The sequence below is a fragment of the Leucobacter sp. USCH14 genome (assembly GCF_037619215.1).
GTDB lineage: Bacteria > Actinomycetota > Actinomycetes > Actinomycetales > Microbacteriaceae > Leucobacter.
In genome coordinates this window covers 1-25462 of record NZ_JAQPZP010000018.1, presented here as the reverse complement: position 1 = coordinate 25462, position 25462 = coordinate 1, and the positions used below count along the sequence as shown (strand labels likewise).

Annotated in this window: 32 protein-coding genes; 8 read left to right on the top strand and 24 right to left on the bottom strand. The window is 63.7% G+C overall.

All coding sequences use genetic code 11. From position 1 onward, the window contains the following. A partial coding sequence (locus PQI23_RS13295) for a hypothetical protein (protein ID WP_339975330.1) occupies positions 1 to 250 on the bottom strand: 250 nt, incomplete at its 3' end. Positions 251 to 328: 78 nt separating this feature from the next. On the opposite strand from PQI23_RS13295, the gene PQI23_RS13290 reads away from it, so the two are divergent. Further along, positions 329 to 646 (top strand): hypothetical protein, encoded by a 318-nt coding sequence (locus tag PQI23_RS13290; protein ID WP_339975328.1) that lies wholly within the window; start codon positions 329 to 331, stop codon positions 644 to 646. 81 nt (positions 647 to 727) lie between these two features. Here PQI23_RS13290 and PQI23_RS13285 read toward each other — a convergent pair whose 3' ends face one another. The 21 genes from PQI23_RS13285 to PQI23_RS13185 all read right to left on the bottom strand — a co-directional run bounded on the left by PQI23_RS13285 (position 728) and on the right by PQI23_RS13185 (position 20032). Next, entirely contained in the window at positions 728 to 1093 is a 366-nt protein-coding gene (locus tag PQI23_RS13285) for a hypothetical protein (RefSeq protein ID WP_339975326.1), read from the bottom strand. 3 nt (positions 1094 to 1096) lie between these two features. After that, positions 1097 to 2710, bottom strand: coding sequence for a hypothetical protein (locus PQI23_RS13280; RefSeq protein WP_339975324.1), 1614 nt, complete (start codon positions 2708 to 2710; stop codon positions 1097 to 1099). Positions 2711 to 2725: 15 nt separating this feature from the next. Then, positions 2726 to 4186 carry a hypothetical protein gene (locus PQI23_RS13275; protein ID WP_339975322.1) on the bottom strand — a complete coding sequence of 487 codons (1461 nt, stop codon included), beginning with the start codon at positions 4184 to 4186 and terminating at the stop codon, positions 2726 to 2728. A 12-nt stretch (positions 4187 to 4198) separates the two neighbouring features. After that, positions 4199 to 5194, bottom strand: coding sequence for a hypothetical protein (locus PQI23_RS13270; protein WP_339975320.1), 996 nt, complete (start codon positions 5192 to 5194; stop codon positions 4199 to 4201). Next, complete coding sequence (locus PQI23_RS13265; protein ID WP_339975318.1) at positions 5194 to 6078, bottom strand: hypothetical protein; 885 nt, start codon at positions 6076 to 6078, stop codon at positions 5194 to 5196. The genes PQI23_RS13270 and PQI23_RS13265 overlap by 1 nt, the downstream gene beginning before the upstream one ends. Positions 6079 to 6089: 11 nt before the next feature. Then, on the bottom strand, positions 6090 to 9281 hold the full coding sequence (locus PQI23_RS13260) for a hypothetical protein (RefSeq protein ID WP_339975316.1): 3192 nt from the start codon (positions 9279 to 9281) through the stop codon (positions 6090 to 6092). Positions 9282 to 9325: 44 nt separating this feature from the next. Then, a complete protein-coding gene (locus PQI23_RS13255; protein ID WP_339975314.1) occupies positions 9326 to 9574 on the bottom strand; it encodes a hypothetical protein in 249 nt (82 codons plus the stop codon). Between the two features lie 152 nt (positions 9575 to 9726). Beyond that, positions 9727 to 10176 carry a hypothetical protein gene (locus tag PQI23_RS13250; RefSeq protein ID WP_339975312.1) on the bottom strand — a complete coding sequence of 150 codons (450 nt, stop codon included), beginning with the start codon at positions 10174 to 10176 and terminating at the stop codon, positions 9727 to 9729. A 94-nt stretch (positions 10177 to 10270) separates the two neighbouring features. Continuing rightward, the gene (locus tag PQI23_RS13245; protein ID WP_339975310.1) at positions 10271 to 10873 is read right to left on the bottom strand and encodes a phage tail tube protein; all 603 of its coding nucleotides are present in this window, start codon (positions 10871 to 10873) and stop codon (positions 10271 to 10273) included. Positions 10874 to 10939: 66 nt separating this feature from the next. Further along, entirely contained in the window at positions 10940 to 11356 is a 417-nt protein-coding gene (locus PQI23_RS13240) for a hypothetical protein (RefSeq protein WP_339975308.1), read from the bottom strand. After that, entirely contained in the window at positions 11353 to 11691 is a 339-nt protein-coding gene (locus PQI23_RS13235) for a DUF5403 family protein (RefSeq protein WP_339975306.1), read from the bottom strand. Before PQI23_RS13235 ends, PQI23_RS13240 begins: the two co-directional genes overlap by 4 nt. After that, a complete protein-coding gene (locus PQI23_RS13230) occupies positions 11691 to 12077 on the bottom strand; it encodes a hypothetical protein (RefSeq protein WP_339975304.1) in 387 nt (128 codons plus the stop codon). Before PQI23_RS13230 ends, PQI23_RS13235 begins: the two co-directional genes overlap by 1 nt. Next, on the bottom strand, positions 12077 to 12472 hold the full coding sequence (locus tag PQI23_RS13225; RefSeq protein WP_339975302.1) for a Gp19/Gp15/Gp42 family protein: 396 nt from the start codon (positions 12470 to 12472) through the stop codon (positions 12077 to 12079). The genes PQI23_RS13230 and PQI23_RS13225 overlap by 1 nt, the downstream gene beginning before the upstream one ends. Before the next feature lie 8 nt (positions 12473 to 12480). Further along, positions 12481 to 12951: an SAP domain-containing protein gene (locus PQI23_RS13220; protein WP_339975300.1), complete on the bottom strand. Its 471-nt coding sequence runs from the start codon at positions 12949 to 12951 to the stop codon at positions 12481 to 12483. A gap of 61 nt (positions 12952 to 13012) precedes the next feature. Further along, entirely contained in the window at positions 13013 to 14029 is a 1017-nt protein-coding gene (locus PQI23_RS13215) for a major capsid protein (protein WP_339975298.1), read from the bottom strand. A gap of 11 nt (positions 14030 to 14040) precedes the next feature. Then, the gene (locus PQI23_RS13210; RefSeq protein ID WP_339975296.1) at positions 14041 to 14478 is read right to left on the bottom strand and encodes a hypothetical protein; all 438 of its coding nucleotides are present in this window, start codon (positions 14476 to 14478) and stop codon (positions 14041 to 14043) included. Between the two features lie 15 nt (positions 14479 to 14493). Continuing rightward, positions 14494 to 15168 (bottom strand): hypothetical protein, encoded by a 675-nt coding sequence (locus tag PQI23_RS13205; protein ID WP_339975294.1) that lies wholly within the window; start codon positions 15166 to 15168, stop codon positions 14494 to 14496. 55 nt (positions 15169 to 15223) lie between these two features. After that, positions 15224 to 16348, bottom strand: a complete 1125-nt coding sequence (locus PQI23_RS13200) for a hypothetical protein (RefSeq protein WP_339975293.1) — start codon at positions 16346 to 16348, stop codon at positions 15224 to 15226. After that, positions 16254 to 17765 (bottom strand): hypothetical protein, encoded by a 1512-nt coding sequence (locus tag PQI23_RS13195; RefSeq protein ID WP_339975291.1) that lies wholly within the window; start codon positions 17763 to 17765, stop codon positions 16254 to 16256. Before PQI23_RS13195 ends, PQI23_RS13200 begins: the two co-directional genes overlap by 95 nt. 3 nt (positions 17766 to 17768) lie before the next feature. Then, on the bottom strand, positions 17769 to 19529 hold the full coding sequence (locus PQI23_RS13190; RefSeq protein ID WP_339975289.1) for a terminase TerL endonuclease subunit: 1761 nt from the start codon (positions 19527 to 19529) through the stop codon (positions 17769 to 17771). Then, positions 19529 to 20032, bottom strand: a complete 504-nt coding sequence (locus PQI23_RS13185; RefSeq protein ID WP_445238438.1) for a phage terminase small subunit — start codon at positions 20030 to 20032, stop codon at positions 19529 to 19531. Before PQI23_RS13185 ends, PQI23_RS13190 begins: the two co-directional genes overlap by 1 nt. 1091 nt (positions 20033 to 21123) lie before the next feature. Here PQI23_RS13185 and PQI23_RS13180 point away from each other — a divergent pair. The 7 genes from PQI23_RS13180 (at position 21124) to PQI23_RS13150 (ending at position 24001) form a co-directional block, all read left to right on the top strand. Continuing rightward, positions 21124 to 21411: a hypothetical protein gene (locus PQI23_RS13180; RefSeq protein ID WP_339975285.1), complete on the top strand. Its 288-nt coding sequence runs from the start codon at positions 21124 to 21126 to the stop codon at positions 21409 to 21411. Positions 21412 to 21690: 279 nt separating this feature from the next. After that, complete coding sequence (locus PQI23_RS13175) at positions 21691 to 22002, top strand: hypothetical protein (RefSeq protein ID WP_339975283.1); 312 nt, start codon at positions 21691 to 21693, stop codon at positions 22000 to 22002. Positions 22003 to 22103: 101 nt separating this feature from the next. After that, positions 22104 to 22577: a hypothetical protein gene (locus tag PQI23_RS13170; protein WP_339975281.1), complete on the top strand. Its 474-nt coding sequence runs from the start codon at positions 22104 to 22106 to the stop codon at positions 22575 to 22577. Between the two features lie 97 nt (positions 22578 to 22674). After that, a complete protein-coding gene (locus tag PQI23_RS13165; protein ID WP_339975279.1) occupies positions 22675 to 22854 on the top strand; it encodes a hypothetical protein in 180 nt (59 codons plus the stop codon). Then, positions 22851 to 23177, top strand: coding sequence for a hypothetical protein (locus PQI23_RS13160; RefSeq protein ID WP_339975277.1), 327 nt, complete (start codon positions 22851 to 22853; stop codon positions 23175 to 23177). Before PQI23_RS13165 ends, PQI23_RS13160 begins: the two co-directional genes overlap by 4 nt. A 150-nt stretch (positions 23178 to 23327) precedes the next feature. Next, on the top strand, positions 23328 to 23657 hold the full coding sequence (locus tag PQI23_RS13155) for a hypothetical protein (RefSeq protein WP_339975275.1): 330 nt from the start codon (positions 23328 to 23330) through the stop codon (positions 23655 to 23657). 137 nt (positions 23658 to 23794) lie between these two features. Continuing rightward, positions 23795 to 24001, top strand: coding sequence for an XRE family transcriptional regulator (locus PQI23_RS13150; RefSeq protein WP_339975273.1), 207 nt, complete (start codon positions 23795 to 23797; stop codon positions 23999 to 24001). 598 nt (positions 24002 to 24599) lie between these two features. Here the strand turns inward: PQI23_RS13150 and PQI23_RS13145 are convergent. After that, positions 24600 to 25064, bottom strand: coding sequence for a hypothetical protein (locus tag PQI23_RS13145; RefSeq protein WP_339975271.1), 465 nt, complete (start codon positions 25062 to 25064; stop codon positions 24600 to 24602). An 8-nt stretch (positions 25065 to 25072) separates the two neighbouring features. Further along, positions 25073 to 25363 (bottom strand): hypothetical protein, encoded by a 291-nt coding sequence (locus PQI23_RS13140; RefSeq protein WP_339975269.1) that lies wholly within the window; start codon positions 25361 to 25363, stop codon positions 25073 to 25075. Positions 25364 to 25462: the final 99 nt, after the last annotated feature.

Genomic DNA, 25462 nt, shown 5'->3' with positions numbered 1-25462 from the left:
AGGGGGCATAGTGATCATCCTTCCAGGCCAGCCGGAACCAGCCATATCGAATGTCACCTAAACGTGCAGCAGACCCGTTCGTGATCCAGTAGTTCGCGCTGACCTCACGACCGGGCGCGGTCGCCTGCCCGTACGCGTCGACGCCGGCATTGTGATGGATCAGCACGCCAGCGATCCGGGCCTGGCGCGGCTGCCAACGGTCGAGCGCGGGGATGTCGTACTTCATGTTCGCAAGTGGCGAGACCGTCATGTCGCCCTCCTTTCTGTGGGTACGAAAAAGCCCCGCTACTCGGCGGGGCTCGAATCGGGGTTGGGTTAGAGTGACCGCATGAACGCAGATGCATCTCCATTCACGGACCGTCAACGTAGAGGGGCGCATCTCGGCAACGTGACCTACGCGCTTAGGACGCATCTCATGTCTCCATCGGAGGGACACAAGCCGATCTATGCGGCGATCAAGCTCGCGCGAGGCGCGGGGTGTGACGACGCGAGTTTGATACAGGCGCTGAACGAAGGTCTCGCCGCTGAGAACGAGCGAATCGGCAATGTGAACATTCCTGCCGAGCAGCTCATTGCGGAAGCTGGACGAGATCCTATGACCCTCACGGAAGCCAGGGAGTACCTCGATGAGATCGGCTTCGGGTAAACCGGTCCCCGTCTTGGGGCGTCGCCCTCTCTGCTGCAGCAATGCGAAAGCTCCCGCTACTTGGCGGGGCTCAATGGTTAGTTACTGACGGACGCCAACCCATCCGGTGACCAGTTCGGGTGGACGTCCGTCCAGACTGTCGAAGCTGATGACGCCCGCAGCTTTGTCGATCACCGGGAACACGTCACGCTGGTCCGTGAACACGACCACTTGCCGGTCGGGTTCCACGCTGAGATGCCCGTCACGCACGGTAAACGGTTCCATCGCGACGCCCTGAAACACGATGTTCTGTTCCGGTTCCGGTTCGGGTTCCGGGATCGGTGGGACGACATCGGTTATCGGTTCGCCGCAAGCCCCGCACATCACTTCATAGGTTGGGTCGTCGAGCTCGATGCCGATGTTGCTATTGCCGCACCCATCGGTACGGCACGTTACTTTGTGGATCATCCGTTATCCGTTCGCTGAGTTGGGCGTCATCTGTATCGCGGTCCAATGGGCGCCGATTGTTCGGGCAACAATTGACATTGACCCGAGAATCACGACACACGAGTCACTTGTCACAGAATCGACCGTCACTGTTGTGTCACGCGCATCACCAAAGACGGTGACCGAGACGCGCGGTGCCACGGTGAAACGGCCGACCGGGAACGTCACAGTCACTCGTGTGACACCACCCGCTGCAACCGAACGCTGCGTCACGATACCGCCTGAGATCGCGTACGGTGCAGAGATCCCACCCGCACTGTTCAGGTAAGCATCACCTTGAGTGTCGCCTTGGAACTTAACCGCCCCGCCGAATTCGACATCGCCCCAGAACCGCGACTTCTGCCCTGCGGGTGCGTAAATCTGAACGTTGCTCGCCCGCAGCTCGCCGTATGTCTGAAAGTAGCCACCTTCGTTGCTGAACAGGTAGTTGTCGTACCCGGAGAACTGCACGTTGGCAGCCCGAGAATTGCTGCCAATACCATTCGGCTTAGGCCCTTGAAAGCTGAGAGCTACCGATGACGGGAATCCCACAGGGGAGCCGTCGTCAGAACTGAATCTCTGCTGGAACCCTATGCGTCCAAAAGCGTCGAGGTTGAACCCGTACTCACCAGACGCGGACCAGCCAGCGGCCTCCGTGTGGTCTGTCACTGACTTCTCTCGGCGCGAAACCAGAGTGTTGCCCCCGGATATGTAGGTGAGTCTGTTCTGGTAAGTGAACGAGCTGAATTGAGCTGACAGCCGGACGCCGCCGTTGGCCCCACTCAAGTTCAGAATGCCCTGCGTGTCGATCGACATCGACGCCACTACCTGATTCAGGTTGTTGAATCCTTGAATGCCGTACTGGTTGAACTCCATGCGCTGACCCGAAGCTGACGTGCGGATCGTGGAACCCGTCAGAGTCGCAGCGGTAAGCGTTAGGCCGGTCGCGGACTTGAAATTGAGCGCGTCTACCGACAGCTTCACGCCAGTGATGGCACCGTTCTCAATCAGAACGTTGCCAACTGATCCGGGCACGAGTAGCGAGTTCCCGACCAACGAGTTGGGAGCCCACTTGGTGCCGTCCCACACGTTCACAGTGGCGATACGCGTTTTCCCGTCGACTACCTGTGTCTCATACCACACATCACTTTGCTTGAACGGGCGGTCCGGGAGAGCGACAGGCGTGATCGGTTGCGAGTAGATCGAGTTCTTCCCGTCAGCGGTTTGCTTTGCGAGCAACGCTTCTTCGACCGCCTCGTCAGCAGCAGCGTGAGCTTCATCGACGCGGCCCGCGGCGATCAGCCCCAGTTCGAACGCGGCATCGGCGCTCCCATCCGAGGCGCCGAGACGCTCCGGGAGGAACGTCGACTCGACCGCCGTACCATCGGCGATGTCGCTGAGTTCCGTGAGGCCCTCGTCGTGCGTGCCGGCGAGCGAGTACGCATCGACCGCCGCAGTCACGCCGTCGGTGATTCCCTGCGAGGTGCCGTCGTCAAGCTCGATCGCGGTGAACGGGAGTTGCTTCGCGCGCCCCGCATCGAGTCGCCGTTCGATCCCGACGAGCTTTCGCGCGAGCTTCCGCGCATCCTTATCCGACATGGGATCCTCTCAGTTCTAAGCGGGCACGAGTTGAATGCTCGCCCGATTGCTCGACGGCCGTGACCACGACTCGACCCGAGCGAGGCCCGACCAACGGGTGCCGATCGTCGTGATGCCGTCGATCTGAATGAGATCTCCGACTCGCCACGCCCCGATCGGGCAGTTCGGGTGTTCGCGCACCTCGATCGAGTGCGGGAACAGTTCGCCCGTCGTTGCTTTGAGCTCGCTTCGGAGACGAGCCTGAATCTGCGCGCGCGTCTTCGCCGACTTGTCTTCGACGGTGACAGCGCGCCGCATCCGCTCCGTCGGCACGCTCATCGTCTCCCGGATCGCTTTCGATCCCTCACCGGCGCCGATGCCGGCCGCGGCGTTGGCATATTCGAGGCGTTCGAGTTCGAGCGCGCCGATGATGTTGACCGCCGTGTCGAACACGAGATCGTCTCGGCGGGTGCCCGCGGCGGGATAGTGCACGTTGATCGCGACCTGCGGTGCGCCGGTCGTGTAGACCGTGCTCGTCGTCCACTCAATACCCGCTGTGTCGCAGATGTCCTGCAGCACCTTGTACGCATCGGGGAGTTCGGCGCCGTCAACCACATACGCGCCGTTCCCGTCGCGCTGCTGATCCTTGAGCGCGTCGTAACTCGCCTTCGCCCGGTCATAGTCGATCTGCGCGAGCGCCTTCGTGCGCCGAGCGGTCGCGACTGCTGCACGCCCCGCAGCGATCTCCGCGTTGTACCCTGCGAGCGCCGCGTTGTACGTCGCTCTGCGGGTCGCGAGCGCTTGCTTCGCCTGCTCGATCTGCGCCGCATCGGCGTTCTCGAACACGAGCCGCGTGATGAGGTTCTGCGCCTCAGTCACGAGCACGCGCGCCTGCGCGACCTCGTCGGCGAGCGTGACACTGTCCTCCTGCATGTTGATCGTCGAGATCCGACTCGTCTTCGAGAACGAGTCGAGCGTGAGGCGGCGCTGATCCATGACCGCACGAGCGGCCGCGATCCGATCATCGAGATCTGACCCGAGGCGAACGGGTGTCGATCCGTTCACGGTGCACCCGTACCATGCGTTGCGCCATGCCTGCACGTCGACGACGAGTTGCCGAAGCATCGCCGCGGGATCCGCCCGAACGCCCCGGATCAGGCCCTCATAGGGTGTGTCTTTGAGGTAGCCCGGGTGCTCGACGATGACGAGATCCCACCCGTTCGCGCCGAGCGTTGCCTCCGCGACGATGCCGGTCCACTCGCGGCGCTTGAGCCCCGGCGAGTCGATCTCGTAATGCACGAACGTTCCCCATTCCTCGAACAGATCTCGCCCGTCTTCCGCGATCACACGGTGCGCGGCGGGTGCGGGGACCGTGGCGCGCATGATGCCGTAGGCGTTGCGCGCCCACTCCGGCCCGTCAGAGGTGACGAGGAACGCGTCGTAATCGAGCCACTCCCACGACCCATAGCGTTGCAACGCGTAGCGTTCCGCGCCCATGTCTTACCCCTCTCAGAGTTCCTCGGAGAACTCGTAATCGAACGAGATGCACGTCTGGTAATCGACGAACAGCCCGCCCGTGCTCATACTCGACGAACGCAAACCCTGCAGGATGAGCGGCTGCTCGGTGCCCCGGATCGAGGCCGGCACGGGAACCTGACCGATCATCATGAACCCGCCGCGGCTGCCCGCATCCTCGGGGTCGCGGGTGATGACCCCATTCTGCGAGAACTGTCCGCCGATGCCGACGCGCGTGCCGGCGACGAACCGCTCGGTGTTGCTATTGCCCTTCGCGTACCATGCGCCCTCGACGTAGGCCGCGATGCGCACATATCGCGCCCACTTCGGCACGTCGACGACAGGGCGCTCGGTGTTCCATAGCGGCCAGTCGCCATACGCGAGATTCGGGATCCGTCGCCCCTCGGTCAGCTGACCCGTCGGGAACGCCTGAAACATGCGGCGGCGAGTCTTCGGCGTATGCGGCGGCGCGAGACGCTTGAGCATTGAGTCCTGCACGTCACCGCGGCCCGCGGGAATCGCGATGCGATCGAGCACGAGGCCCGTGCGGCTCCCGTATCCGGGAATGTCGCTCAGGAACGGCGACTTGATCGTCGAGGGAACGCCCTCGATGATGTGCAGTCGGAAATACTCGAACGTCTGCGGATCCGCGGGAACGGGAACCGGGGAGTTCTGCGCCCACGGATCGAATACCTCGAACACGACCGCGTCAGTTCGCCCCGAACCCGACGGGGTCGGCGTGACGGCGAGCGTCGTCGCCTCGTTCAGAGACGCGAGGTACGTCTCGCCCTCCGCATAGCGCGACTTGATGAGGCACGACCCGGGAGACACCTGCACGGCGCCGCCCGTTGGGTTCGTCGCGCTGACGATCAGATCGTTCAGACCCGCGACGCCGTGCCCGTCGCCCGAGGTGCCATAGACGAGCCGCCGAGCATCCTCGACAGGCGTCTTCACCGGCCCGTCGATCGCCCATCCGCTAGTTTCAGCCATTAGATTCCCGCTTTCGTGTCGCGCCATTCGATACGGGCACGCGCGGTGCCCTGCGGGGAGATCCCCCGCAGGCTCACTTGATGCGGCCCGGGTGTGAGTTTGAGCTCCGCGAGTCGTGTGCTCGTCGGGGCGATGAAATTGCTCGGCTCGCCGTTGACGGTGAGCGTCATGCGACCGGGCCGCGCGTCCGCGACGGCGACTTCGTCGTATGCGAGATCCCGTTTCGTGACGAGCTTGAACCCCGATGCGATCTCAACTTCGGCTCCGGCTTGCAGCGGCCCGTACACCGAGACAATGCACGAGGCGTCGGTGTCGCCAGCGACCTCGAACCATGTCGAGCGCACATCTGGTTCGAGGTTCTGAATCGGGAACACGAGCGGGAAAACCCAGCCCGAGCGCCCGACCGGTGCGACAATCCCGACCTCAACGTCGTGCCAAGGACTTTCACTGCCGTCGAGCACATAGGTCTCCGGGAACGCGCGGATGAAGGTCGCTTTACCAATGAGGTAGCCGAGTCCGAACGTGGACCAGTCCCACTCTGCGCGCCGAGGCCTTCCTTCAAAGAGACCCACCGCGGGGATGATGAGGTCACCGAGCGCGCCCGGGGTGCTCCTCAGTGCAGGCGCATCCCACGCGAGGAGGAAGCTCTCGGCAGCTTCCTTGAGCATCGCTCTCTGCACCCCGAGGTTCCTCACCGTCTGGAAAGTGAGCACTAGCTCGAGTTCGATGTCGCCCGGGTCAGCGAAGTCCTGCCCGAATGCGATGCCGTCGGACCGGGGGTTGGGCGTATCGTCGACGCGATACACCTTCCCCCCGATCCCGACTGAGGTGACCGCGACGTGGTCGAAGGAGTAGGCGGTGTTGTCGTACTGCAGTGACCACATGCGTGGGCCTCCTACGCTCGTCTAAGTTCGCGCTGCAGCACCGATGAGAACTCACGGAACTGCTCGCGCTGCTCGGGTTGAATGAAGTTCGCCGTCACGCTCGTCGCGCCGGCGATCGAACCGTTCGAGATGGGCGTCACCGTGCTACTCAGCCGCGCAGCGTGCGCCCGGTCGACGGCGTACTGACCGGCAACGTCGAAGTTCATCCCGGAAACGGCACCAGAAAGCGAAGAGAATTCTCCCCGGATCCCGGTGAGTGACCGGGCGACCTTCGACTTCGACCGGTTGATCGATGTCGCAATGGACTCACCGAAGGTCTGGCCCACTGCCTGGCCCGAGTAGGACACCCAACCGCTGCCAGAGAACGGGCCCCACTTCGCGGGGCTGTTTGGGAACAACCCACGGATGTGAGCTACCGCCGCGGCCACCTTGGTTGCCACGGATGCGATAGCGGCCTGCACGCCGGCGCCGAAACCCTCGAGAAGAGCGACACCAGAGCTATACAGCCAGCTTCCGGCGCCCCCAAAGAACGAAGCCACTCGGCCTGGAATACCGGCAAACCAGACGACTACGGAGATCCAACTCGCGTTGAATCCCCGTTGGAATCCGGAGATGAGCTCGCTGCCCTTTGCGACGAGCCACGCGCCGGCGTCAGCGAAGAACGACTTGACCTGGCCGGGAACTCTCGCGAGCCATGCGACCGCAAGTGTCCAAGCAGCCAGCGCACCGCGATGCAGGCCAGCGAGAATCTCCGATCCCTGCGTATAGAGCCATGCTCCCGACTCAGCAAAGAACGACTTGATCGTTTCAGGCAGCGAAGCGACCCACGCAACGACTGCCGTGAGTCCGACAGTGAATCCGAGCGAGAAATCGTTCATCGCGTCGGTCGCGCCGCTGAAGTACTCGCTCAGAGAATCGGTCAGGTCGCTGATCGAGAAGCCCAGATCATTGATGACGGCCCACACGGGGCTCACGAGTCCGAGCAGCTCCTGAAGTGAGCCACTTGCTTCAGTGATCCAATCTGGAGAGAACGCGTCCTCGCTCACCTTGTCACCGAAAAGACCGATATCCCCGAGCTTCTCGATCGAGTCAGCCAACCCTTCGATTGCGATCGATGATTCCTCGATCATTCCGACAGCGACTGGTGTGAGGAGCGAGACGAGCTTCCCCAGCCCATCGAGCGCGCCAGAATCACCAAGATCCGCGAGCGCCGGGACAAGGTGATCCCCGACAGCGTCCGCCAGCGTTTTTAGCGAAGGACCGATGTCGTCAGTGAGGAACTCGTTGAATGCATCGGCGAGGCGCTTCACCACGTCGTGGTCCTTGAAGCTGTCGAGAAGATTGCTCACGATGCCAGACGCGGTTTCAAGGGCCGTCTGCAGTACTGGCCCAACGGCCTCGGCGAGATCACCGGCGAATTCGGCGAGGTCACCGAATGCGTCTGCCATCGGCCCCAAAGCCGGCTCGAGCGCGTCGAGCCCGCTCTTCACCCCGTCGATGAAGCCGGTGAGGCCGTTAGCCACTGCAGGGCGCGAGAGCGCGTCCGCGACGTCACCGAGGAAGTCGCCGAGCGCTTGCCCGGCAGTACCCATGAAGTACTCGATGGCATCGCGCTGCGTGTAGAGCATGTCGCCCACACGCTCGAGCCCTTCGCCGAATCCGTCCATTGCGACTCCGGCGCCGCGGAACATCGCGATGAGCGTGTCCTGCCACTTGGCGCCGTTGACGGCTTTCTCCCAGTCGAGAAGCATGTCGGCGAAGCCGCGCAAGCCACCAGACCCTGCCGCCTCTGCGGCTTTCCAGAGGCCCTGAAAGATTCCGGTTGTGGCAGCGGCCACGTCCCAGAGTGCGTAGAACGCGTCGATCGATTCCTCGATCCAGCCGTCGAGCCGCCCATCCGTCGCCACGTCAGAGAGCCAGTTGTCGAACGTGTCCGCGAGTCGCACGAACCATGACGCGAGGCGCGGCATGTAGCGCGCCGCCACCAGGCCGAGGTTCGTGATTGCGCCCGCGAACGCATCGGATCCAGTCGCGAGAATGTCCCAAGACGCGGCGAGCCCGTCGAACATCGCCTCGAGGCGCCCGTTGTCGAACTCCTGCTGGAACGAGCGTGCGAGGTTCGCTGTGAAGCGGCCGATCGCCCTCGACGTCTTCTCGAACGAGCGCTCGAGCTGAGGCATGATCGAGTTCGAGAACTCGATGATCGGCTGCCGTGCTTCATCCCAGAAGTTCGTGGTGATGATGTCGCCGAGGTTCCGATACGAATCACCCAGTTCTGCGAGCTCATCTTTGGCGTCCTTCAGCGCGACGACGAGCGCAACACCGGACAGGACAGCGCCCGCCAGCAGACCCGGCAGGAGCAGCAGGGATGGCAGCGTCGCGGCAAGTCCATCGCCGATACCGACGATGCCGGACAGCGCGCCCATCAGGCCCGAGAACGCAGTTGTGACGCCCGTCACTCCGAAGGTCAGCGCGGGGAGCTTCTTGTCGATCTCGCTCATCCAGTCGGAGAACCGCTTGAGGTAGTCATACGACAGGCGAGCACCGGAGAGCGCCGCGAGCGCCGTAGCTGCCTTGGCCAAGGCGGCCTTCGAGACTTGGGGAATGATCTCGACAACGCGAGGACGGCTCAGCCACGCGAGTCGCGCCGATGCCCATGCCGTGAACGGGTTCACGTCGAGGTGGACCGTGCGGTCCTTCGCCATGTCATCGAGCTCTTCGCTGATGCTGTGGATACGGTGACGAATCCGCGTACGCTCTTCTTCGTTCAGCACGGAGATGTGCAAGTGCTTCTCGAGCTTGTGCAGCTCGTTCGTGAGCTGATTGACGCGTACGCGTAGGCCTTCGTCATCGAGCAAAGGCGTTATGCGCGCCTCGATGGTCTGCACGGACCGTTCGACATCCCGGCTGATCCGCTGCAACATGGCCTTGTCGAGCTCAGGAAGCAGTTCGATGCGTCGATCCGCCGCGAGCGCCTCGAGTGACCGCTGCGCGCGAGCCGAATCGACTTTCGCATCTACTGTCACTTCGAGGTCTCGGACTGCGGTGAGCTGCGCCTGAATCGAGCGCTTGATCTTCTGCGTGTGAACTCTGGCCTTCGAGACCTCGACAGTCAGGGGCGGCATCGACTTCTCGATGCGCTGCAACTGCTGCTTCAGTTCTCGCGGGAAGTGCTTCGTGTTCGGGAGGACCCGAACATGCATCGTTCCGGCTCGTTTTCCCAGGGAGGGAGCGGCCATTGTTCCTCCTACGAGTTGATGACCTGCATGAAGGCAGGCACGTTGAAGTCCGCGAGAGTGGGGGCGAAGAGCTCGCCCGCCTCATCGGCGTGCTTCGGTGCATGGCCGGGGCGCGGGTAGCGGTCGGACTCCGTGAACTTGTCGCCGGCGGCGAGCTGGTGAATGAGGTCGTGCTGAGAAGCAGCGAGCTCGGAGTTTGAGTCCCATCCGATCCAGCGGGGGTCGCCGCCGAGCGAGATCATGCGGCAGCGAGACATCGGGTTGAGTTGGAGGTGCCCTGCGAGGACGATTACGTGCTGTGCACTGACTCGACCCGTCCACACATCGGCGAGCTTGAGGCCGTGGTGGAACTGGTCGAGGTCAGCGCTTAGCGACCCGGGAAACTCCGGGTGGTGGTCGTATTCGTCAATCAGCTCGCAGAGCCGTTCGATTCCCCCGCTGCGTCCGCGTAGCGCATGAGGAGGGCGATGAACGGGGCGTAGTCGTCGGCGTTCTTGTTCGACCAGGCGATGTAGCCGGGAACGTCGATCGCGATCGATTCGGCGAACTCGTCGACGGCTTCCTGCACGCTCATCATGTGCTTCATGTACTCGATGGCGGTGGCCTCGGGGAGATCGCTGATCTTCGTCCCGTCCTTCACGTCGCCGACGATCTTGGCGAGGTTGCGGCCGTGTTCCATGCGGATCGTCTTGATCTTGTTCCTCGCCGCGAGTCGAAGCTCGTGCGGCGGGCGGAGCTTGGGCAGGTCTGCGAGGAGATCGTTGGTCTCGGCTTCGGCCTCGAGGATCTCTGCTGCGGTGGGGGGTGCGACGTCTTCGGAGACGTTCTCTGCCTGCGGGGTGGTCTTCTTGGCGGCCATGTGCGGACCTTTCGTCGGGGGTGGGTGCGGACCGGGGAATGAGGAAACCCCCGGCGCGGGTCCGCAATGCGCGCCGGGGGTGTGCGTGGGCCAGTTACGGGGTGGGGGTGGGCGCAACCAGGCCGGTCTTGAAGAGCTCCATGATTCCCGGGCGGCCGTCGACAGCCGGGATCACGTCGTTGTCTGCCGCGTTGATCGACGCGGTGAGCGGGAGCTCGAGGTACTGCTCACGGTTCACCGAAGGCGGTTCGCCGAGGGTGACCTCGGAGTTCGGGATCCAGAAGCCGAGCTTGCCGGTGTTGTCCTGCATCAGGACGTAGAGCTGCGTCTCGATCGCTGCGGTCTGGCCGGGGACGATGTAACCGCCCGTCACCGGATCGAAGTCGCCGTTGAAGGCCATGTCGAGCACGTCACTGTCGAACTGCAGCGCGGGAATCGACATCCCCCACGCGACAGACGAGTAGATCGTCTTCGTGGAGTCCGCGAGCCAGGTGCCGATCGACGACGCTTCGCCGCCTTCGCGGCTGAACCCGAGAGTGTTCTCTCGGCTGGTGTGGCCGAGGTTCGTCCATCCCTCCGGCGGGGTGCCGGTGAGCGTGAATGCGGTGAGCGGGTTGGACGGAAATGCGACCGCTTTGGGTGCGTGGAAGATCGTGCCGTTGCCGGGAACGATCATCGCGTTGGCGTTGACGCCCATGATTTCTCCTTCAGAAATGCGAAAAGCCCGCCTGGTGGGGCGGGCTTGAGGTGGTTGCGGGAGCGTTCAGCTCAGGTCTTGGACCGTGATGCGGAACGTCGCGACGGCCTGCGAGAGGTGCTTCCCGGGTAGCCGGATCTCGCTGACTTTGTCGAACACTCCGGCGTCCTCGACCGTGTTGATCGCTGCGACGCCGAGGATTACGCCTTCTCCGGGAACGTTCCACGACTGGATCGCGGCGTAGAGCTCCGCCGCGTACGAGAAGATCTCGCGCGGCTCCGCAAGCAGGTTCAGCACGAGCGTGACGTTCCAGTAGCCGTACTGGTACTGGCCCTGATTGATCGCCGTCCACGAGACGAAGGGAACTTCGTCGTAGCTGTCGGCGTGCTGATCTTGGATGGCCGTGACCTTGTCGGGCGCGGCTGCCGTTATCAGGGAGTCGAAGAATGTGTCGAGGTCTGGAAGCACCGGTTTCAGGTTCATCCCGATGTCCTCCCGATCGCGCGCTCGAAGACGTGCTTTCCGGGAACGCGAGTGACTTCGCCGGTGTCCTTGTCGGTGTACTTGCGGCCGTAGTTGATCGACATTGCGCCAGGATCTGTCGTGTAGACGACGCGGTCGCTGACCTGCTGTCCAGGGCCCGATTCACCGGGCACTGTCGCAGTTTCGAAGCTGTTCATGAACGCGCTCGTGAGATTGTGTCTCGCGGCCTCGGCCACGAGATTGGTCCTCAGATTGGCTGCAGCACGGTCCATCGCAGGGTCGCCGCCGGCGATGATCGCCGCGGTGAGTCGGACATGTGATTCAACGCTCGCCATCACTTACCTGCCTGCTCTTCGTCGTCGGGGATGTGTGGGGGAGGCCCGTCTCCGAGCCACTTGATCGTTGTCACCCAGTGGGCTGTTCGACGCGAGCCGTCCATATGCTGCGGATCTCCGACTGTCTCGAAGATGCCGCCATTGAAGTAGACGAGTCCGTTCGCGTCCGCGGGCCAGGTGCGTGTGAACACGCGCCGCATCGAGATGAGGCTGAGTCCATACGTCATGACCTCTTCTGCGGTCGCCCACTCCCTGACGGATTGGACGCTGCAGCGTTCGATTTTCACTGGTGGGCCGTCGTCGACATATTCAACGGCGCCCTTGTACCGCTCGATCTTGCGGGGCTGCACGATCACGGTGTGGGGCCCTCTGCCGCGAATAGACATCAGGCCCCCCGGTAGTCTCCGATGGCGAACGTGCCGATCACCGGCGATGGTTCGCCGAGCATGTCGAGCATGTTCTCGGCGGTGAACATGAGGTAGCCGGATGCGACGACGGCGCGAAGCCCGTAGGAGTAGTTGCCCTGTTGCTCGGTCGCATACCCCTCGGGGTTACGAATGATTCGCAGCACCGCCTCGGCGACGGTGTCCTTGAACAGGTCCTCGTCGAGTTGGCCTGCCGCCAACCTCGTCTCGATCCTTTTCCCGAACCGGGTCTTGAGCTTCCCCACGGTGTGCCGAATCTTCGACTCGACGTACGATCGGCGCCCGAGCTCGTCAGGTTCACCCTCGAAGGCGTCGCAAACCCAGTCGTACCCGACGGTGGGGAGTGTGACAGCCATGAGTGCTCCTACTTGCTCTGGGCCGACTGGATCACGGCGGCGAGCTCTTCCGACGTGGACGCGTCCGCGATGTTGATCTCGTGCTTCTCAGCGAATGCCTTCAGCTCTTCGATGCTCATCGACCACAGGTCCACTTCCTCGTCGGCGGCTGCAGCCTTGTCGGCTTCGCGCAACCGTTCGATGAGTTCCGGCTTGTTGCCGGCAGTGGGCAGTTCACGCTTCGTGAGCAGTTCCTGCAGATCCTTCTTGTTGAGCGCGTCGTACTGATCGCCCTCGTCCACCACCGGTGGGCCCGCCGGTGCGGGGGCGGGGGCCGCTTCCACGGCTGCGGAAACAGCTTCCGTGAAGTCGTCGTCGGCGGCGATCACGCTGGGGTTGGTGACTCGCCCGATTGCCCAGTCCGGCACTTCGTCGCCGGGAAGCAACGTAATGAGTCGGAACTGGTCGTCGAGCAGGTTGATGGTCTCGCAGACCTTCATCGTTTCCTCCTGGAAAGCCGGGAGGGGGCGGCCTAATGACCGCCCCCTCTGTGGGGTCTGGCTAGAGCACCTTCAGCGACGCCGTCGCGTTCGCGTTCTGTACGATCGGCAGGCCGATCGCCGCGACGAGGACGTCGAAGCCGACGGGATCGTCGGACGAGAGCGCGCCGGCCGCGGCGCCCGGCTGTCCGCCGAGGCCGTTCTCGGGCACGAGCGACTCACCGGTCACACCGAAGTCGGTCGTGCCGAGCGGGCCGACGCCGGCCGCCTGGCCGAGAGCGGTCTGAACCGCGGCGGGGAGGAACAGCACCTTGTCGGAGCTGAACAGCGACCGCTCGGTTCCGGAGTGGTCGACGAAGCGCTCGGAGTTGGTGAACAGGCCGCTGAAGCCAAAGCTTCGCAGCGTACCGAGCACGTCGTCCATCGAGATGCGCGTCGGCGTGCCGAGGCCGCGGGTGGCGAGCTCGATGATGCCCTCGTTGCGGGTGAGATGCTGCAGCACGAGCTCGGGGACCAGGATCGAGCCGGGGGAGCTCCCGTAGACGGCGCGCAGCGCTTCCAGGTCGCCGATGACGTCGGCGGCGGGGTTCGACCACAGGGTCGGCGCCGTTGCGGTCAGAGCTGCCTTGCGGCCGTAGTCGACCGTGAACTTGAGTCCGCGCTCGTCGATCGTGAGCTTGCCGCTCTCGATGGCCTCGGCGCCGCCCCAGACGAAGCGGGTCGCGATCTGCGCGGCGATTCGACGGGCGTAGTCCTCGAACACGGGGCCGAGGTCGCCGCCGATCTGCGTGATCTGTGCGAACTCGTCGACGTGCAGTCGGCGGGAGATCGGGGGGAGCTTGCCTTGGCGGGACTCGCTGCCGTCGAAGCTCGCGACGTCCGACTCGGTGTTGTACGAGCGGAAGCGCGCGGCCTCGGGCAGGGACGTGTTGCCGACGTTGAAGTCGAACGTCAGGCCCTGGTTCTCCTTCTGCGGGAGGAACGTGGAAACGATGGATGCGCCGAAGACGCCGTCGATGGTGCCACGGGCGATGCCCGTGAGCTGCGCGGCGGTCCGGTGAGACTTGGTGAATGCCATGTGGTGTCTCCTTAGACGAAGGTGAAGAGGCCGGTCGTCGGTGCCACCTTGACCGGGGCGCGCTGGGCGTCGACCGGGAGGCGGGTGGCGTCGATACCGCCGACGACGAGCAGCGCGAACGCTGCCTTGGTGGACTTGGCGACGCCGGCGCGACGGTACAGATCGATGCCCGCGTCGTCGTTGATGAAGCCGGCGAGGTTGGGGTGGTCCTCGGCGGTGGCTCCGGGCGTCCAGGGCTCGAAGAGCCCCGAGGTGGCGTTCTTCGTCAGCGCGACGCCCGAGGGGATCACGTTGTCGATGCGGCCGCCGATGTTGAAATGGGTGCCCTCGACGAACTTCGTGAGGTCCAGGGTGCCCGGCTGGGCGTGGTCCTGGCCGAACTTCGATGCACGCCAGCGGGTGTCGATCCGCGGGTCGGTGCGGGACGTGTCGATCGCGAAATCGGTCATCGTAGCCTCCTGGGTCTACTTGGTGTTGGGGGTCGCGTAGCGCTCGCGCTCGCGATTTCGGTACTCATCGACAGAGCCCGCGTGGTCCTTGGGTGGCGCGGTGGTGCGTCGGAGGACGTCGCCGAGTGCGCTGCCGCCGGCGGGCGGGTCTGCTGCAGGGGGCGTGTCGCCCTCCGGCGTGGGAGCGGCGGCGAGCTTGCCAGCGAGCCGTTCCACTCGTTCGGTATCGAGGCGCCCGTCCTGGCCGAGGAACTTGTCGAGCGCAACGTCTTCGAGGAACTCGTTGAGTTCCTCGGTGGTCATGTGGGGGCGCTGGGCCTTGAGCTCTGCACGCACGGCGTCGTGTAGGAGCGTGCCTGCGCCCTCGCGTCGACCGGTGCTGCGCGCCTCGTTGAGGGCTCGCTCGTCCGGTGACTGGTTCTGCTCCTGCTGCTCGCGCCACTTCTGCGCGTCGGCGGCGATCGAGTCGAAGTCGGACGGCTTTGCCCGGCCCTCGTGCTTGCGGGAGAGTGACTTCCACTTGGCCGCGTCGTTCTGCCAGTACGCGAGCTGCTGATCGGGTGTCATGTCTTCCGGCTTGGTGTTCGGCGGGAAGCCGAGCTCCTCCTCGGTCTTCCCGACAGGCTTGCTGCCGTTCTCGTCATCGGTGTTGAACCGGAGGCGGAGGCCGAGCTTGGGCGTGGTGAACATCTGTGATTTCCCTTACATGTCGTAGGTGATGGGTGTTGTCGCATGCCGCGACTGGTCAGGCGGCGAGCCGGACGTCGAGTTCCTTCAAGGACTGCTCGATCTCCCAGATCGCGTGTTCGATACCCGCTTGGTCTCCGCCGCCATCCAGGCGCCGTCGGAGGTTGTCGAGGGTCGCGTTGAGTTCGTCTCGGCGCCCTGAGAGGCGCTCCTTCTGAACTGATGCATTGGGTGGCGTGTACGGTTTGAACCCTTCGACCGGCTGCCAACCCCGTTTCGCGGAGTAGGCGAGCATCGGTCCGAGTTCACCGTGCTCGCGAACGGCGACGCGGATCCGCTTCAGCTTCTTCCCTGCAGTGCCGCCGCCGGCGCCGTAGATCTCGTCGAGGTTTCGGCGCAGGTCTTCGGCGTTCCAGCGCAGCCCGGGGTCGGCGCTTTTCGTGACGGGGAGAGTCGCGCACTTGCAAAGGTGATGGATCGCCTGCAGATCACCGCGGGTGTACCACTGGGTCGCCGCGACGACGCACAGCCCACAAGAGCCATGCCGTGACAGCTCGGGCCGGATCACCCGCCGCCATCCGATCACTCGCTCACCGTTGACGATGGGCTGGTTCTCGCGGCCGTAATCCTCCTCGAACCGATCGATCCACTCCTCCATCTCTTCCCGCGACATCAACTCTGTTGCGTTGTCGTCGTCGTGGAGAGTGGCGTCCTCGTCTTCCGAGTACTCGGTCAGGCCGTCGGCTTCGAGCTGGTCTTGGATGCGCTTCAGCTCGTCACGGTCAGCGATGATGACATCGGCTTCCACTATCCCGTCGAGGCGCTTCTCGAACGCCGCGGCGGCTTGCTCGGGGGTGCCGCCCCGCTCGAGCACCTTTGCGGCGTCTCTCGCGGGGCGGCTGTAAACCTCGAGCAGGTCCACGCGGGACCGCGGGTAGAGGTCGATGGGTGGTCGATACTTCGGTGCAGCGACTCCGAGCTCCTTCAGGGCCCGGAACTGGAACTGCCGAGTCTCCTTCTGAATCTCGCGAAGAGCAGACTCGACGTGGGGGATACTCGCCGAGGTTCGGGCTCTGACGAGATCCTCATCACTCCACTGGCTGAAGTTCCCCCACAGACCCAGCAGGATCCGAAGCAGCCGCTCCGTCAACGACCGCTTGCGCTTCACGTGAAGCTCGAGCATTCGATCCGTCAACGCCATCTGAGGTCACCTCCGCGAGTGAGTCCTGGAACTGCTCATCCCGCTTCGATAGCTCTTCCTGCTGCATCTCTTCGGGTGTCATCTGGTAGATGTGCTCGTTGATGCCGCGCAGCGACATGCCACCCTGACGGGCTGCTCGAGCCTGCTCCGCTACCTCGGCCTTGGAGATGTACTCCATCGGGCCCCACATCGCCACGATTTCGGTACGGTCGGCGCGCTGCTGGTCCTTGTTCGCCTCGAAGAGGAGCGACATGAACTCGCACGCGGTGCGACCGTCTCGCCGGTTCCGATCTCGCACCTTGGTGCGGATCGTCTCGCGGGAGAGCTTCGCGCCTTCAGCGGACTGGTTCTCTGCAGGCGACACGGAGAAGAGCGGTGTGCCCGTGACGGCCGCCAGGTGCTCGATGTCCTTGTCCTCGGCGTTGATGAGGCCGCTGATGTCAGTCGGCGCCGACTCCCAGATGCTTGCACCCTCGGGCAGGAACCAGAGCGCGGCCGGTCCGCCCTTGTAGATCTCGTCGTAGTCAATCGGCTCACCCGGACTATCCGGGTGGTCGTCGGGGTAATGAGAGGGCAGGGGGCTCTTCTCCCCAGGCGTGACCGCGCGCTGCCGGAACGCCTGCATGGCCGTGATGGTGAGACGCTGCAGGATGTCCTCGGTGATGCGGTCGATCGAGTCGATGTGGTTCTCGTACTCGCCGAGGCTGCCGGGGTTCGCCCACTTTACGACGGGAACGCGATCGGTGAACCCGAGCTGGATCGGGCCGCTGGTCCAATCCCACGAGAGGCCGGGCTCCCACTCGGTGCCGTCCCGCGGGATCGTCGACTGCTTGCCCGGCTTCACGGCGACACGCATGTAACCCGGGCGCAGCAGCGTGAGCACATCCTGCTGGTTGAACGGATCCCACGTCGCGATCACCGCGGCGTCGACCTGCAGTGGCCGGATTTCGCTCATGCGAACAGCGACAGACCAACTGTCGAGGATCTTTCCGAACGGCTCGCCGGACACCGGGTCGATGGCGACGACGCCGAACGAGGCGCCGTGCTGGGCCTTCTTGTCGAGCGCTTCGATGAACTGCACATCGAGGTCGTTCTGGCGCATCAACCTGGACGCCTCACGGTCCCCATTCGCGTCGTTCTCCGCGGCGGTCCGAAACCCTCGCAGGTCTTGGCGGCCAACCACCTGCGTCACGATCGTGTCTGCGATCGTCAAGCGCGCCTTCTTCGCGAACTTCTTGTAGGCCTCCCGCACGGCGGGATCGGCCTCGACCGGCACAACGAAGGTTCCGTCCCGGTACGACTCGAGCATCGCTATCCGCGGGAAGTTCGACCCGAGATCCTTGCCGAGCTCGACGAGATACCAGTCGTCCGTGCCGGGGATGAGTGCTTCTGAGAGCATCTGCTACCTCCGTCTGCGCGCGTTCCCGCGCGGGTTGAATGGCTCGAAGGCCTGTTTGTCCGGACGCTCTTTCGCGAGGTAGCGTGCTCGAGCTTCGAGCGCGAGCACCATAGCGATCGCGGCGTCCATCTTGTTCTTGGATCCGCGCTTCTCCTTGCCGATCACGTCACCGGTGTTCCGCTCCCAGCGCCGCGCGTTCATCACATGTCGGGTGAACTGCGGGTCGTTGCTGTGCGTGATCTGGCCGGTGACGATCGCGGTGTGCGCGCGTTCGACCGCCATTGCCATCGTCTTGTGATTCGCGGTGTAGAAGTGCAGCCCTTTGTCACGGGTGCCTCGGACCTTCATGTCGTCGCCGAAGTCTTTGTCCCAGGCGTCGACGTAGTCCTGCCAGTAGGGCGGGTCCGCGAAGAACCCGACGACCTCGAACTTCGCGAAGGTGCGTCGAACGTGCTTGTCGACCTTGTGCTGATCGACGACCCAGTCCTTCGCCTTCTCCGAGTCAGGCGGCTCCTCGATCAATACGGGCCAGGTGTACCCGTCCGAGACGCGGCACGCTATGAGCGCAGTCGCGTCGTCCGATCGAGAACCGTCGAAACCGAGCGTGATTTTCTCGCCGGCCGCCGGCGGCCGCCACGACGGGGTGACGCCCTCCTTCAGGGCTGCCTTGATGCGAGCCCCGAGGCCGATGTCATTCCACTCGGTGATCTTCAGCCACGAGTTGTTGGCTTCGACCACCGCGTTCAGGAAGTAACGGCGCTGCTCCGACTCGTTGTTGCGAGGGTCGAAGAACGCGTCGAGCATGTCCTCGACGTCGTTCCACTCGGCCGCGTCTCCGTAGGCGTCCGCGAACGCTTCCTTGATGCGAGCCTCGTAGGCGTCGTTCGATTCGTCCGCGCCCTGCGCAGCGTCTCCGAGCTCACCCCACCGGTGATCGAAGAACAGCCGCTTACGGCGCGTGCGCCCCTCTTGGATGAGGTCAGCGAGCCGGTACGTGTCCTCGGCAACCGAGTCCTCCCCGGGCTGATACATCGTCGTGGTCTCGATGTACCACGGCTCGGCGATCTTCTTCCGCTTGCGGAGGTTTCGCGTGACCGTGCCATGCATCTGCTTCAGCCGATCGACGTTGTACAAGTGCGACTCGTCGAAGACGACGAACGTCTCGAGGCCGCCATCCTTGGACGCGGCGCCGGACGACATCGGCTCGATCGAGCCACCGCCCGACGACTTCGGGAGGACCACTCGGGTGAGGCCGGCGTCCACACCGTATGCCTTCACAAGCGCGTTCAGTGGGGCGGTCTCGGTGGCGAGGTTGTAGTAGATGGTGTCGTAGACGTTGCCGGTCTGTCCTTCCTCAGTGGCGAGGATGCGGATGATCGGCTGCGTGACCGGACGACCCATCGGCTCGCCCTTTTGATACGTGTACGTCTGACCCAAGAACGTGTACTGCTCGCCACCTTCAGCCCAGCCGTCGAAGCGGCAGGGCCCGAAGGCTTCGAGCAGCGCGATCGCGGCCGCGACACCAGACTTGTCCGTGCCCTTGGGGCGCGAGAAGAACGCGGAGTCGTAGAGGCGGCGACCGCGCTTATCGAGCGCGTAGCAGTCGACGATGAACCCGAAGTACTCGTCGCCGTACCTGATCGGCTGGCCTGCGATGTCGCCGCGGCCGTGGACGACGAAGGTCTCGATGAACCACACCGCGAGGTAGCCCAGTGAGCGCTCCCGGTCATGCAGCTCGTCGTTCTTAATGACGCGACGGGGCATCAGGCACCCCCGTTGGCTACTCGCTTCCTGCGCGCTTCAGTCATCGAGGACACGTTGGCCGTCGACGAACCGACCTCGAACTCTTCAGGAATCTCGATCTCGAACTTGAGCCGCGCACGATCCGCCGGCGTCGCGCCGAACGTGGCCGCACGGAGCCGTATCTCGGCCGCCCGCTCCGAGTTCTTACCGCCCGACTCCCACATCTGGTGATGCAGCAGCGCGGTATCGAGCAGGTAGTCCCAGTCGACGGCCGTAGCCATGCGGATACCTTGCGGCGACTCACGCCAGTTGTTCCACCAGCGCACGGTCTGCGGGTGCCAGTCTTCACGGATCGGGTTGCCGTCAGTGTCGAACTGTGGCTCTCCTCCGATGCGGAGCTGCGGCAGCACGTCATCAGGAAGCTCGAACCCGCCGACCTTCCCGTCGGACTTCACGAGGTCACGCTTCGGGGAGTCCCGGAGGCGCGATCGCTCGTCCTTCGGGGGAGGACCGACGCCGGCCATCAGGCCACCGCCTGAATCGCGTGCTGGGCACAGCCGCACTCGTGCGAGCGCGCGTACTCAATGAGCTCTGCGATACGCCGCGGAGAACCCTTGTGCTCTGCGCCTGGCAGAAGCACCCAACCGGCGAACACGCGTCCTTTGATGCGACGCAGCGCGGTTGGGTCGCTCGCAACGACAACCATCGCGTGCGAGTACTCGGGGTGACGACGAATAGCATCCACGCCATCCTCGTGCTGAGGTGCGATCAGTACGACGCGCGCAGAACAGGATTGGACTGCCATCGGGAACCTCCATGTCGGCAGGTGGAAACCCTCGGCCCTGGCGGCCGGGGAAGCTCTCACGCCTCGAGCGCGCACCGATCGGCGCTCGGGGCATAAACCCCCCAGACCCACGCGCACCGCGAGATGCAGAACGCTTGCGGGCCGGTGGGGAGGGGGTGGGGGGAGGGGGTGGCCCCCCGTGTGTGCGCGGGCGTGCGTGTGTGCGTGGCCGGGTGCGCGTGGTGCGTGCCCGCTCGTGTGCGCGTGTGTGGCGCGTGGTGCGGGTGTGCGTGAGTGCGCGTGTGGCCGTGTGCGTGTCGGCGCGTGAGCGGGGCGCGTGGCGTGTGGCGCGGTGTGTGCGTGCTACGGGTGCCAGGTGTCTCGCGCTATCGGTGCGAGGTGCATACCGGCGGCGACGGTCAGGGCGCGGGTGTGTGCGTCTCTCGGCGTGTGGCGCTCTCCGATGAGTGCGACACGCCCGGGCTGACGCGCTGAAGTAAAACCCATCGTGCCGCATGGTGATGCGGATGTTCGGGGGTTGAGCGAAGCAATGCGCGGCGCATGACTTGTGAACAATGCGCGGCGCATGGTTTAGTTATCTCATCGCCACCGGGAAGCCCCAACGGGAACCAGTACCGGACCGGCACAGATCGTTCATAACTCCACAGCGAAACAACAGGCGGCGCGACAGGCGCCGAGAGTCCGGCACTGCCGGCACCTTGCACGGGTTCGAGTCCCGTGGCCGCCACCGTGGCAATCGCCACCAATACCAAAGCCCCGGCGCGAGTGTGCAGCTCGCCCGGGGCATGTACCGAACTGGGAGGTTCGATCGTGACCACTGTATCTGCTGCCGAAGTAACGGCGGAAGAATTCAACCTCGCCGACGTTGTTTGCGAGTTGGCAGGTTCCACTCGCACCAAGTCGTGTGACCTCAACCTCGGCTCATGGGTCATCGAGCCAGCCGATGCCTACGGGCACCCGGCGCTTATCAACTGGTGGGTGTCTCTCACCGCCGACGGGCGCGAGTTCAAGATCTTCCGCTTCGTCACCCGCGCTGACGCACTCGACTGGGTCGCGGATGTGTGCGGCCACGTCAACTGGATCGATATGAGCGCGTAAGCGCCTGATTGCACGAAAGGGAGGAATTGCAGCATGAGCGTTAAGTCTGAGCGCCGCGCATGGTTCGCGGCCAACGTCGAGCCGCGACCTGAGTTGCGTGCTGATTCGCCTGAGTACCTTGCATGGGTGCAGCGGGCGAACGCGTACATGGTTGCGCGTTGCGTGCCCGGCACTGCCATCTTGCGGGATCCGGTCGAAGTTGCGGCCCCTGCTCGAGTTGCAGCGAAGTCGGCCCGTGCATCGGTGACCGATAGTGCCGATCGCGAGGCGTATCGGGCGATGGTCGAGGCGATGCAGTACCGAATTGCAGACCACATGGGTTGGGTCGGCGAGATGTGGACTGACTTCTGGCGGCCGCAGACGTTCGGGGCGGGTGCTCGCCGGCGCCCCGAGCTCGAGTTCTGCAAGGGCTCGCTGCATATTGCATGGCCGCACCTCACCGAGGAGATGCAGCGCGCTCACGACGCCGGCGTCTGGCGTTGGGTGACGTTTGCAGAGTTCAAGGCTGAGCAGGTTGCAGAGCGCGCGGCGATGGCCGAAGCGTATGCGGCCGAAGTTGCATCTGAAGACGTGTGGTCTCAGACGTTCTGAGGCTGCGCAGGTGGCGAGCGTGAAGGCGTCGGCCCGGTTCGAGTCCGGGCGCCACCACCGGCGCGCAAATTGCGTGCCAACAGTGACGAAAGGAACAAATGATGTCTGTTCGAGCAATCGATGCGGTGCAAGCAAATCTGAGCGCACGGGGGCTGACCCCAAAGCAGCTCGAGGAGCTCTACGCGGCACTGCCGGAACGTGGTTCGCGCTCCGAGGAAGAAATTGCAGTGGCGATCGCGATCACGCGCGAGTATCGGGCCAAGTTGCAGCCTGCACATGAGCTGCTGCACTGTCGCGGCCTTGCAGACGAGTATCGCTTGTGCATCGATGCCGCTGGGCGCTACATCGCATTGCACGGTGAGCCGCTCGACCTCGTGAGTGCCCGGTGTGACGTCATCGATCGGTTGCTCGAGACACGTCTAAGTTGCGACTTCTTCGAGCTCTGGGAAGCGGACGGGGGTTCAGTCGATCGCGACGCCGACACGGATGCACTTGCGCGTTTCGTCGTCGCAGAAGTTGCACGGCGATGCGACACCGAGAACACCACCTATTGCGCGCACAACCCGCGCTGGTGAAAAGACGCGCTACCGGAACGAGCCGGGTGGCGGATTGCAAGCATCCGCGAGCGCACGGGGCGCGACCACCGCGCCCATTACCGAGAGGAGGCCCGAAGTGGCCGGATTGCTGGAACTGGTACTGATGATCGCCGTCGCGATTCTCCCCGCTTGCGCGAGCGAGGACGCGACCAATTGCACGTGGAATGCTGCAGCGCACGGTAGCGGCGCGGGAACTTCGTTCGTCGACATCGGTGGCCGTGCATACCTGGTGGAGTCGCAGGGGGTCAACCGATGAGCCGCGCGACGCTTCCGTTGCGCGTGCTCGGTGCCCTCTCGATGGGCTGGCCGATGCCTGAAGAGCACGACGGATTGCTCGTCGCGTGGTCGTTCGATATTGCACCGGGTGACAACGACGGAATCGATGAGCGCCACTACTCGGTCGAGGTGTCGACGATCGACGGCGCGGTATTTCTCGGCTTTTCGGAGCGGTCGGGGGCGACGGTGCAGAGCATCGCGTCTTGCACGCTCCGGCCCAAGCAGATTGCAGCCGTGATTGAGCGCTGGGAGTCGCTGTACTCGTGGCCGTACGACGGCGAGCTTGACGAGGTTGCTTCGTGACGGCCGACGAGCGGCGGGCTCGCCGTCGACTGGTCCTAGTGGAAGTTGCGGGCGCCGTACTGACGCTCGGGGGAGCAATTGCCGTTTGGCAGGGGCTCGAATGGTACGCCGTCGCCACACTGAGCGCGGCATAACGGAAGGAATTGCATAATGACGCTTTACAACAGCAGCACGATCAACACCGACCCTGAGCCGTGGCGGTGTGTCGTTGACCAGTCTCGGGCGTCCGACCCTTACGCCGACGGTGCGACCCCTGGCGGTTACTCGCTCGAGCCACGGAAAGAGTTCGACTTGGACAACAACCCGAGCAGTGTGCTCGAGGCGTTTCGCACTGATTGCGAGTCGCACGCTGCCGTGCTCACGGTGAAGCAATGTGCCGAGCTCTGGCTGAACAACGGCATCACGACCCGAATCAAGCGAGCATCGTGGGGCGAGATCCTGCACGCGCAACAAGTCTTGCGGCGCATCGTTGCGCTGTGAGTTGCAGTTGCTCGGGCACTGGTGTGCCGCCGCGTTGGTTCGATCCCGACGGCGAGCGCGAGCCCCGCAAGCGGCGGGGGAGTGAGGAGACGATGTTGAAGTTGCAAGCATTGCCATACGTCGCGCATGATGGAGACATGACGCGTCATTACCTATCGACCACGGAGATTGCCGAGCGGCTCGGGATCACGCGCGGGGCACTGTCGTCGCTCACCCTGCCGAAGCCGGACGTCACGGTCGGCACTGTGCGGGGGTGGAGCGAGAAGACGATCGACACGTGGAACGCGCAGCGGCCCGGATCGGGAAATCGCACGCCGCGCAAGGGATCTCCGAAGACGGCCTAGAGAATCCCCGGGTGGGCCCGAGGTTGAGTCTTGCGCCGGCGCGCGGCGGCCGCATTGCCGCCTTGGCTCGAGGTCTTTTGCTGGTGGTGCCAGCTGCAGAGTGATTGCAGGTTCTCGGGCCGGTGGTCGTCGCGATCGTCGATGTGGTCAACGTCGGTGGCAGGCTGCAGACACTTGCGCCCGGTGTCATAGCGGACGTGCTGGCAACGTCGGCCGTCGCGCTTGAACACGTGGCCGCGAAGCCACCACCAGTTCGCCGGCAGAGTTGCACGCCGGTCCGTTGGGCGAGCGACCCAGCCCGACGTGCTCATCGCTGTCGGTTCTGCCGGATGCGTCGGTCTTCGACGCGGTCGACCTCGCCGCATTCCTCGGCGGCGAGCGCTGAGGAATACTCGGCGCTGCACTCAGGGCAAGGTTTCATAGGTACTCCGCATTGAGTGAAGGGGCGCCCGGTACCCAATTTTCGCGAAGCGAGAAATGAAAATTGAGTGGTCTCTGGCAGTAAGGCCGTTGTGCAGTTCACTTACCGTTCGGAATCGGCGAAAGATATGAGCCCCGACTATATTCTGGTCGGGGCTCACGACAGAGGCTTGTCTAGCTAGATTCTCACTGGTTTTTTCTCATCGCCCTTACCCTGCTCATTAGAGAATGCGCCGTTGATTAAAAGTGCTGTTGCAAGGAGTACTACGAACATTGTCGGTACACCAGCGCTTAAAACGTAGAGCGGAAAGGCGGTGCCTTCCCAAAGAACAGAAACTGCCGATAGCAATGAGATGCTGACCAGAATAGAGAAACCGCCGAATAGGATAAATCGAATCGCACGACCATAACGCGCTAGCAGTCGGACGGTAAAGCGACCATTCAAAGTCAGAACCGCGGTCCCACTAAGTGAGAGGCCACTAATGATGCCGCCGACCTCCGCCACGCTGGCGAGAGCGGATGAAATCGCCTTGGGCTCCGCGGTTCTAACTAAGAAATACATCCCGATAGCCGAAGCTATGGAAACGACGGCCGAAATGACTAGTAGCCATCTCAGTGAATTATCCTGCTTGTCCTCGCCCAAATCGCCTCCTATTCGTCTTCATCTCGCAGTCGTAGTAGGTCAGCTCGGTCCTTTACGAATGCGTCGATGATAGCTCCGACCGCCGACATTGGCGTGAAAGCTTGAGTAAGACCAAGTTCGATTGGAATTTTGGTTTTGCGTGTTAGTCGCTGCTGGATGAAGTCAATTTCGGTTCTTGGGAGGTGTTCATCGGCGGCGACTACGGCCTGCGCTTTCGTTGCACCGTCGAGGTCGCCAAAGCTCTCGTTGAACCACCGAAGAAGCTCGGCCTGATCGCTATAGTCGCTCTTACCGTTCACGAGACTCACCTTCATCTCGATATGAAGCGCCCTGGGTCTGATGGAGACTCGCGCTATTTGATTCCGACCAGCTGTTCGCGGTCGGCTTGGACAGCATAG